The following is a 7,309-nucleotide window of genomic DNA, read 5'->3' as shown; positions in this document are numbered from 1 at the left end:
GGAATTAGCCCAATTTACTTTAGGTATTATTACAAACCTTTTGTCTAGTGTTATTTACGATAGTGTTAACCATAGCAAACTACAATATTTTCAGCGTTGGAAAATTGAAAAACGAGTTGAATATACAGTTGAATATGCAACGATGGAGATTGTTGAACCATTGTTGCAGTTTCTCACAAATGAAAAGGTTTCAGAAGATAAGCAGCGTCGCTTAATAGAGACGTGTGTTGAAGAATTACGCCCTTTGACTGAACAACCAGAGCAGTTGTTTCAAGGTTCTCTCAATGGACAAAAGATTTTTGAAGACCTGTATACCAACCGTGATTTACCAGAAGTGGTTATTGAGGATGGTTTGAAAGATGTCTATACCCTGTTGTGCCCTCGTATTGCAACATTGCTATGTAAAATACCTGCGGCTGTAAAAGATTGGGAAAGCGAAGCATGGTCAGAAAACTTTCGTCGATTTGATGAGATTACAACTCAATTACGTACACTTTTTAATAAAGTTGATGAATTGGCAGCATTACCTTCAAAAGAAGCAGATGGAACACTGACAATAGTGCGCCGAACACTTGCCCAGAAGCTCGGACTAGAATTAGATATCACAGGTCTAAGAGCAGATCGCCCACTTCATGGGAAATTTGACGACTTTTTTGTACATCCCCAAATAACAGAACAGATAAAAAGTAATGCGAACAAAAAGCAAGCAAAAGTAATAGGAGAAACTCAAGAAAGCTTCGAGCTATTTACCCAAAAGCACCATTGGGCAATTATAATTGGTCAACCTGGTGCTGGAAAATCTACTTGGGCAAAGTGGCTGCAAAGAGAAGCTTTGAGTAATAGGTGGACTGGTATTTGTGTGCGATTTGAGTTACGTCGTTTCTCTAATGAAGAACATTTGTTATCTTTGCATGAACTAATCCGAGAACCAGCAGGTCAACATTTAGCAGAAGACCTTACACCGAATCGTATCAGTGAATGGTTGAAAGCCAAGCAGGTTGTTTTTATTCTTGATGGTTTTGACGAAATTCGTCCTAGCAGGCGAGATCAAGTTTATGACTGGATTGTGGATTTGAGTTCAGCAGTCAGGAATTGCCCTTTTATTCTAACTTCTCGCCCTCTGACAACTGACCACTTGGAACGCCTAAGCAGTAGATGGCAAAGCTGGACCATAGAACCATTTGATGAACCTAGGATTATTGATTATATTCAGCGTTGGTATAAGTATACGCGGTTGCTACTAGAAAATAATCATCATGAAGTTGATGCTAAAGCCCTTGCTGAAAAGTGGCAACAAGATCCAACCATTAGCCCACTTACAAGTAATCCACTACTACTTTCAACTCTTTTAATGGTTCACCATCTCGATGGCAGTCTCCCTAGCGGACGCTCACAGCTTTACCAGAGATACGTGGAGGGGATGCTGGGGTTATGGGATACTCGTCGCAATGTATCAGCCACAACCATTCAACTTTCTCGGGAACAAAAACGGCAGATTATTAGAGGATTTGCTTTACAAATGTTTCTGCAAGAGCAGGATCAAATTGATGAATCTGAAGCATTAGAGTTAGTGCGAGGATTGCTCCAAAAAATAAATGTTTCCTTCTCAGCAGAAGATGTTCTGGCATTATTCCGAGAGCGTTCTGGACTTATCATTGGACCAGGAATCTATAGCTTTGTGCATAAGAGTGTTGCGGAATATTTAGTTGCAGATTCTATACTACAAGGAGATCAACGAGATAAATCCGGACGTAGAATAGACCGCTTTTGCTTGTTTGAGAATCGTGATGATGACAGATGGAATACGGTAATTTTTCTTTGGGCAGGACTTGCTCCAACGGCTGATGTAGAGGAGTTTCTCGATGAGTGTATTAAAGCAAATAAATGGGACTTAGCTTACGGTATTCTTGCCGATCAGTATGATAATGACAGATTCTCAGTTGAAATGCGTCGCAGATTTTTCTTGAAGATTATTAATGCAGATCAGCAGTTAGTTCCCTATCACAAAAATATTAGCTGGGGATATTCACATCCACAGAGAAAAGATAAAATTAGACTCCCAATTATAACATTTGACCTAAGAGGTATTGTTTTTTCAAATCCTTTGGGTTTCTATTCTATTTTAGAACGCGCTGTCAATGATGGTATTCTTACTTGGTCAGACAGTACTAATGCCAAAGGAAAAATCCGAGATATTCTATGGATGTGTTGCATTTCAAAAGTAACAAGTATAGATGAATGGAAAACTTGTTTGATGGCTCCATGTCCTGAAGATGATAAATCAATAGATTGGTTATATTGGGTCGCAGAATTTGTATTTTACAATCGTCTCATGTTAGAAGCAGGAGTCTCGCGTACTAAGCATCAAATAAAATCTGTAATAGAACTTGAGACCCTCATACAAGTCTACAAGGATGCTTGTCCTCATATTTGTGGCTTAGTGCCAATCGTACTGATGTCTATTACTTTAAAGCTAATTAATCCTATATTCCCTACAAAGCAAAAGCTAAATTATGAAAGCTTAGACAAGATCCTGAAACTTTTGCCTAATAGTAATGATGGTAAAATACTAACAGAATGGTTAGCTGGAACACGTGAATGGGTAAATCCTGCTATTGATAATAATACCGACCTTTTAAACGCTTTCACAGAAAAAATGGCTGAATTAGTGCAACAAAGTCTTATCAAACAAGACGCTGTTTATGAAAATGCCATAAACTTTGTTGAGGAGTTACGAAAACAACGAGAAGCTCTTGAATAAGTAGATAGGAAAGCGATCGCACCTACATCTCATGAGTGTTAAAGTTTGGTATAGGTTTTTGTAGTGCACAAAGTATTAATACTTGAGGAATGATCGCACTTACTCAATACAATATATAAATGCGATCGCAAAAGTTATATTACTAAATCTCACATCAACCCATCCAATCTCCCCAAAACCGCCATATCTTCCGCATCTAATTCCACCCTTGTACCGCTACGAATCAATTCGGCAAAATCCTCATTGGGAACCATAATTGTTAAGGTATACAACCTCCCCGCACCAGTATTTTCAATCACATGAGTACCCGTAGCCGGCACTAATAAACTATCCCCAGCTTTGATATTCATACTTTTACCATCACAAACCGCCCTTCCTTCCCCCTTAAGGACAAAAAACATTTCTAATGCCCACTGATGCCGGTTGGGAGGGGTTTTGCCGCCAACTTCAAAGATTTCCACACAACAAGTTAGGGAAGAATTAGCGATCGCTGGATCAAAAACAATCGCCAAGCGGTTAGTATCATGAGGGCTAATGCGGTAGGCTTGATAATCCTTGGGAGATTTGACGACGGGAATTACACAACTAGAGGCGTGCATTAGATATCTCCTTCTGCTGTTTCTGGTTGATTGAGGGCTGTGAAAATATCTTCAGAATCCGTAACAAAACCAAAGCACTGTTTAACGTTGTACATGGTGGCTTGCCAACAGTATTCTGGGGATGTGGTAGCATTACAATCTTTAACTAAAATACAGTCATAACCCAAAAAATTTGCATCTTGCAAGGTTACTAACACGCATTGATCCGCATTTACCCCAGCAAAGAATAAGGTGGTTTTGCCCAGGTTTCGCAAAATACTATCTAAGGGTGTATCCCAAAAGCCACTCATGCGATACTTATCCACACAAATATCTTTTGGTTCTTGCTCTAATTCATCCACAACCGCCGCAGCCCAGCTGTCTTTTATCAGTACCTGAGCGTCATTTTTTGGCAAGCGATCGCCTAAACCAACCCCATCCCCAGTAGAATTATAAACGTGGCGCAACCCCGCACTAATATTCAGTAAGTCGGGGCGATTCCCCCAATTTAACCAAATTACAGGTACGCCATGATCACGCAATACAGGTAATAATTTTTGCAAAGGCTCAATTGGCTGACGGGCGGGGGTAACATCCACACCGATATGTGCTAACCAACCGTCGGGATGACAGAAGTCATTTTGCATATCGATGACGAGGATGGCTGTTTTGGCTAAATCCAGTCGCAGAGTTTTCGTTTCTGTTGATAAAGTAACGGGTTGTGGATGAATGGGAGGACGAGTTATATCTGCAATAGTTTGATTAACTGCCCAAGCATTTGGTTCGATACCTAGTTTCCGGAGAGGTAAATTCATAAAATAGCAACACCCAACACTATTTTATTTTTTAACTTGAAATCAGATTTTTGCGTTTAAATACTTAATTCCTTAAGGTTAAAATGAGCGACTTCACAATTCAAAACGTTATCATTCCCCAAACTGATGGCTACACTACCACAGATGTGCAAATTGTAGATGATAAAATTACTGCGATCGCTCCCCACCTTGATATTATCGGTAGGTTGGTGAATGGGGAAAATCAACTATTATTACCGGGATTCGTCAATGCCCACACTCACTCTTCCGAAATGTGGCTCAGGGGATTAATTCCTCCCTTTCCTTTAGAATTATGGCTAGCAGAGCTCTACGCCTTTCCCCTCCTCACCCCAGAACAAGTTTACCTCAGTGCCCTCGGAACCGCCGGAGAAACCCTACTTTCTGGGGGAACCACTGTGGTAGATCATTTAGTTTTAATCCCCAATCAAGAGTTAGACACTGTAGCCGCCGCAGTCCGAGGTTATAAAGAAATTGGCATCCGTGCCTTTATTGCTCCCCTAATTCAAGATTTACCCCTATCTATGGGCATACCCGCAGCCGGAACCAGCCAAACCCACAAGCCATTTTTCCGCTCCACCGACGAAACCCTGGAATTCATGGCAACAGTTATTCAACAGTTCCATGATCCAGAATCAGGTATACATATTGCTGTCGCTCCCACGGGGCCCCAATTATGCACAGATGCCCTATTTACTGGATGCATGGAATTAAGCGACAAGTATAATTTATGTCGTCATTCCCACTTACTAGAGACAAAGGTGCAGCAAAAATTAGCACAGGAGAGATATGGGTGTAGTGCCGTAGAATATTTGCAAAATCTGGGATATTTAAGCGATCGCACTTCCCTTGCCCATTGTGTATGGTTGAGCGATAAAGATATTACCATCCTGGCTCAAACCCAGTCCACCGTCGTTCACAATCCTTTAAGTAACCTGCGTTTGGGTAGTGGCATTGCTCCAGTATTAAAGTATCGTCAAGCCGGGGTAAATGTAGCCTTTGCCTGTGATGGTGCATCTAGCAACGACTCTCAAGACTTACTAGAAGCCATCAAAATAGGTTCTATTTTACACAACGTCACCGATTTTGATTATCGCCACTGGATTACACCCCGACAAGGGGTAGAAATGGCATCTATAGGAGGTGCTAAGGGTTTAAATATGGCGGATGAAGTTGGTTCCTTAGAAGTTGGCAAAAAAGCCGATTTGGTTATGTACAACCTCAAAAATCTATCTCTTCTCCCCCGCACTGATCCCATTGGTTTACTGGTGTTAGGTCGCCCTGGTAATGTGGTGAGTAATGCTTGGGTAAATGGCAAACAGATTGTGGCTGACGGGGAGATTGTGACTATTGATGTTCGGGAATTGCAGCAAGAGTTATTTAACCAAAGTCAATGGAGCATCAAACACCAATCTCAATTCACAAAAGACATGGAAGGACACTATCGTTTTGTCATGGATTTGCCCAAGTAACAATTTTGGATTTTGGATTTTGGATTTTTATCTTGCCCATTAGACGTACAGAGTGGTTAATCGGGAGTCGGGAGTCGGGAGTCGGGAGTCGGGAGTCGGGAGTTGGGAAGAAGTATTTATCACCGACCTAATTACAAAAAACGGCTAGGTTGAAATTGAGCGATCGCTTGATCATCTTTTCCTGTAATAAAATTGGCAAACTTTTGTGCTAAAGGCGGTACTATTACTAGGGGATTACTAAACCCAGAAAAAACATGTAAACCTTGCCAAGCAGGAATTTCACCAATTAAAGGGAGGCTATCTTGACTAAAAGCTACTAAACAATGATGCCAGGTTCCCGGTATATTTTTGATCGCTGGGATGACTTCTCCAATACTTTGACGTAATGCAGTTTCACTGGTGTTCGGGTCAACCTCTGCAAAAGGATCTGTCAGGGTGCGACTAATTTGACCCCAGCGCAAACTACCATCAAGGAATTGCACCACACCTGGATCTAAAATTGGCGGTGCTGGCTGATTGCCGGGTTCTTCCCATGGGCGATCGCTTTTGGTAGAATTAGCTTCTAGTTGGAAGCGTTTTAGTTGTGCTGGCATCACTAATGTATGCAACTTGAGATCAACAGGTAAGGTTGCAATCATTTCTGCATGGGTAAAATACAGTTTAATCTTGATCCCTGATGCTTTTAATAATTGGCGACTGTACCCCCCTGCACATATGACTACATTACTACTGTGATATGTCTCTGAGGTTGTTTTCACTCCCGTACAGGTAGGAAGATCATCATTAGGAGAGGAAATAGACTGTAGCTGCTGTACTCGACCAATTTCCATTGTCCCTCCATGACGGAGAAATGCTTGTATATAAGCTTGTGCAGTCTTTGCGGGATGAATATGACCATGTTTAATGGTTAAAGCACCTGAGATAGCTTCCCGATTCAGTAATGGTTCCAACTCACAAGCTTCTGTAACCGTTAATAGTTGGGGAGGAGTCGCAAAACGATTATAGTTACTGACGACGGCTTGGCGATCGCTATCTTGAGGAATAGTTAACAGTAAATCTAACTCACGAAATTCCGTATCAGCATCTAATTCTGTAGAAAGGATGCGATGACGTGCAATTCCCTCCTGACATAATTGGCGAGTTAGGGGTGTAGTTCCAGACCAAAAGGCTAAACCACCATAGCTATAACAGGTAGCATTATTAGATATCTTATCTTGTTCTAACAGAAGTACAGAAAAATTTTGTTTGACTAATTCGTAAGCCAGAGCAGCACCTGTAATTCCTGCACCAACAATAATCCAATCGTAAGTTCTCATCTAGCAAATTTGTGAGCAACAGCTGAGAAAATATTTTATCGCCGTTTGTAACTGTAGCAGCGATCGCTTGCATCGTATATTGGCAATAAGTACAATTAGGCGTGACTAATCCGGTTTTTAAAATTCTGAATTATCCCTTGTGGGGCTAGTAACTATTATCTAATTTCTACCTATAAATCGACAAATGTACTCATTTTGTCCAGATATAAGTAAGTCGGCACAATAAAACCAAACTATGTGAAGAATAGTAAATAAGCCTAAAACCCTTGTTCCCCCTGCTCCCTGCTCCCTGCCCCCTGCCTTATCCAAACGATAATTTTTTACGCCAACCTACTTAGGGGTTTACTTT

5 protein-coding genes are annotated in these 7,309 nt (G+C 41.2%); 2 read left to right on the top strand and 3 right to left on the bottom strand.

What is annotated here, in order from left to right:
* The coding region (locus tag CALSC_RS09785) for an NACHT domain-containing protein (RefSeq protein WP_235006745.1) at positions 1-2,761 on the top strand (2,761 nt) is incomplete at its 5' end.
* A 149-nt stretch (positions 2,762-2,910) separates the two neighbouring features.
* On the opposite strand, the gene CALSC_RS09780 is transcribed toward CALSC_RS09785, so the two are convergent.
* Positions 2,911-3,360 carry a cupin domain-containing protein gene (locus tag CALSC_RS09780; protein ID WP_088241168.1) on the bottom strand — a complete coding sequence of 150 codons (450 nt, stop codon included), beginning with the start codon at positions 3,358-3,360 and terminating at the stop codon, positions 2,911-2,913.
* Positions 3,360-4,154: a cysteine hydrolase family protein gene (locus CALSC_RS09775; RefSeq protein ID WP_088241167.1), complete on the bottom strand. Its 795-nt coding sequence runs from the start codon at positions 4,152-4,154 to the stop codon at positions 3,360-3,362. The genes CALSC_RS09780 and CALSC_RS09775 overlap by 1 nt, the downstream gene beginning before the upstream one ends.
* 83 nt (positions 4,155-4,237) lie before the next feature.
* Here CALSC_RS09775 and CALSC_RS09770 point away from each other — a divergent pair, with 83 nt between their 5' ends.
* Entirely contained in the window at positions 4,238-5,644 is a 1,407-nt protein-coding gene (locus CALSC_RS09770; RefSeq protein ID WP_088241166.1) for an amidohydrolase, read from the top strand.
* A gap of 131 nt (positions 5,645-5,775) precedes the next feature.
* Here the strand turns inward: CALSC_RS09770 and CALSC_RS09765 are convergent, their stop codons facing one another.
* On the bottom strand, positions 5,776-6,960 hold the full coding sequence (locus tag CALSC_RS09765) for an NAD(P)/FAD-dependent oxidoreductase (RefSeq protein WP_088241165.1): 1,185 nt from the start codon (positions 6,958-6,960) through the stop codon (positions 5,776-5,778).
* Positions 6,961-7,309 lie beyond the last annotated feature (349 nt).

Origin of the sequence: Calothrix rhizosoleniae SC01 (assembly GCF_900185595.1) — a bacterium.
GTDB lineage: Bacteria > Cyanobacteriota > Cyanobacteriia > Cyanobacteriales > Nostocaceae > Calothrix_A > Calothrix_A rhizosoleniae.
Note: the sequence above shows the minus strand (reverse complement) of the source record. Positions and strands in the feature narration are given on the sequence as shown.

What these genes read in the sequence shown, in the direction of transcription:
- CALSC_RS09780 (WP_088241168.1), bottom strand. Translation starts at nt 3,360, where the DNA reads ATGCACGCCTCTAGTTGTGTAATTCCCGTCGTCAAATCTCCCAAGGAT.
- CALSC_RS09770 (WP_088241166.1), top strand. Translation starts at nt 4,238, where the DNA reads ATGAGCGACTTCACAATTCAAAACGTTATCATTCCCCAAACTGATGGC.
- CALSC_RS09765 (WP_088241165.1), bottom strand. Translation starts at nt 6,960, where the DNA reads ATGAGAACTTACGATTGGATTATTGTTGGTGCAGGAATTACAGGTGCT.
- CALSC_RS09775 (WP_088241167.1), bottom strand. Translation starts at nt 4,154, where the DNA reads ATGAATTTACCTCTCCGGAAACTAGGTATCGAACCAAATGCTTGGGCA.